At 64.5% G+C, this 2579-nt stretch carries 1 protein-coding gene; it reads left to right on the top strand.

Features of this window, described 5'->3' with window-relative positions:
* Nucleotides 1-201: 201 nt before the first annotated feature.
* On the top strand, nucleotides 202-2579 hold a 2378-nt coding region (locus FJ979_RS32825; RefSeq protein WP_281406012.1), incomplete at its 3' end, for an autotransporter-associated beta strand repeat-containing protein.

Genomic DNA, 2579 nt, shown 5'->3' with positions numbered 1-2579 from the left:
CAGCCACCTTCCAGGGCGAGTTCTCCGGCAACGTGAAGAGCTATTCCGGCAAGCTCAAGCTCGGCATCACCTGGTGAGGCTATGCGCATCTTGCCGTGTTGTTCCTTTGTCAACAGTCAATTCAAGATCCCCCAAATTCGGGGGGCTTCTGGGGTCAAGCAGATGGGTAGAAAAATCGATGGAACGAGGCGGGCTCGCCTGATGCTGCGTCTGCTCGGGGAAACTTGTCTGTCGACATCGGGCTCGCGCCTGGCACTGGCCATCCTTCTCGCAGCTGGAACGCTGTCAACAACGCTTCCGGCGAGAGCTGTCGAGACTGACTGGATTGTCAAAGACGAGGCGACGCTCAGGGACGCCATCAGTAGCGCCCAGAAAAACGACACCATCACCTTCACCGCGAACGTCACCCTGAGCGCAAACTTGCCCACCGTGCAGAAAGACGTGACCATCGACGGTGGCAACTTCACGCTGTCTGGCAATAACCAGTATCGCGGCCTGTTCGTCCAGTTCGGCACAGTAGTCGTCAACGATCTCACCATCGCCAACGCCAAGGCCCAGGGCGGCAGAGGAGGCGACGCAAGGTATGGCGGCGAGCTGTATATTGGAGGCGGCGGCGGCGGTGGCGGCGCTGGACTGGGCGGCGCGCTGTTCGTCGCCAGCGGCGCCAATGTGACGGTGAGCAACGTCAACCTGCAAGCCAACCAGGCCCATGGCGGCAACGGCGGCGCGCTCAGGCCAGATACCGGCGGTTGGACCAGCGGCGGCGGTGGTGGCTATTGGCCCACCGGTGCTAACGGCGGCGACGCCGGCCCTGTCGTCAATGGTGGCGGCGGTACAGGCGGCGGCGGCGACGGTGCCCACGCCTTTGAGCGCCAGGGCCACCCCGGTGGCTTCGGCGGTGGCGGTGGCGGCGGCCCCAATGGAGGTGGCTCCGGCGGTTTTGGCGGCGGCGCCGGCGGCAACGGCGATATCTTCCACTCAGTGGCTGTGCCCGGTGGCTTCGGCGGCGGCAATAGCAACGGCAAGGACCCCAGTGCCGGCGGCGGTGGCGGCGCCGGTCTCGGCGGTGCGATCTTCGTTCAGGAGGGCGGCAGCCTGACCCTGGCCGGCGCTCTCAACATTTCCGGAAATGCCGTTGCGGGCGGTGACGGTGGAGTGGAAAACGGGTGCAAAGGCCTTCCAATATCTCCAGTGTGTGGTGGCAATCCCGGCCAGGGTATCGGTTCGGGCATCTTCCTACACGGCAACGGATCGGTCAGCACCGTCCCCAGCGGTGGGCAGACACAGACCATAAGCGACATCATCATCGACCAGACCGGAGCTGGCGGCACCGGCGCCGACAGCGGCAGTTGGTCTCTAATCAAGAATGGCGACGGCGTGACCGTTCTCACCGGCGCCAACGCCTATAGCGGCGGCACCATCGTCAATGCCGGCATCCTGCAGGGCAACACGTCGAGCCTGCAGCGCAATATCACCATCAACAATAATGCCTCCATCTTCTTCGATCAGGCGGGCAGCGGCACTTATGCTGGCATCGTGTCCGGCACCGGCAATCTCTGGAAACGAGGCAACGGCGAGGTCGCGCTCACTGGCGAGAACACCTATACGGGCGGCACGCGGGTGGAAGGCGGAACCCTGCTTGTCGCCTCCGACGCCAAACTCGGCAAGGCAGATGCCCATCTCCACCTGCTCGACGGCGGCGGTCTGCACGCCTCCGAGACCTTCACCAGTTCCCGGCCCGTCGGGCTTTTGAGGGGTAATGGCGTCTTGCTCGTCGATCCAGGCAAGGCCCTCACCTTGAGCGGCGTCATCGGAGGAAGCGGCGTGCTGGTCAAGTCCGGCTCCGGCGACCTGATTCTTTCCGGTACGAATACCTATTCGGGCGGCACGGCCGTTTCGGCCGGCGCGCTGTTGTTCACTACCGACGCCAGCCTAGGCGCCGCGGGCAGCGCCATCAATCTGAACAGCGGCACGATCGGGCTAGCTTCGGATGCTTCGGCACAGACGGTCAATCGCCCCGTCACGATCACGAACAGCGGCGGTTTCTTCGTTGCATCGGCTCCGCTGACCTGGAGCGGCGTGATCAGCGGCACCGGCACGATGGTCAAGTCCGGTACCGGCACGCTTTTTCTCTCCGGCAACAACACCTACACCGGCGCGACCATCGTCGACGCCGGCACGCTTGTGGCGAACGGCTCGATCCTCTTTTCGAGCCTGACGGTGAATGCGGGCGCAACACTTGGCGGCACTGGCAGTGTCGGCTCCGCCACGCTGGCCGGCGGCACGCTTTCGCCGGGCAATTCGATCGGCACGATCAATATCATCGGGAACCTTGCGTTCGGCGCCGGCTCGGTCTACGCCGTCGAGGTCTCTGGCAGCACGGCCGACCGCGCGAACGCTATCGGCTCCGCCGATCTTTCGGGCGGCACCGTCGATGTCAGGTTCCTGGCGGGCGGCTCTGTTTCCAGGAACTACACCATCCTCAATGCCACGGGCGGTCTCGGCGGCACCAAATTCGCCGGCCTCAGCGACGCGCCGTTGCCCGGCTTCGAGACCAGCCTGAGCTATGACGCCAACAA

Source organism: Mesorhizobium sp. B1-1-6 (assembly GCF_006443035.1).
GTDB lineage: Bacteria > Pseudomonadota > Alphaproteobacteria > Rhizobiales > Rhizobiaceae > Mesorhizobium.
The sequence above is the reverse complement of the archived record's forward strand: the minus strand, read 5'-3'. Positions and strand labels throughout refer to the sequence as shown.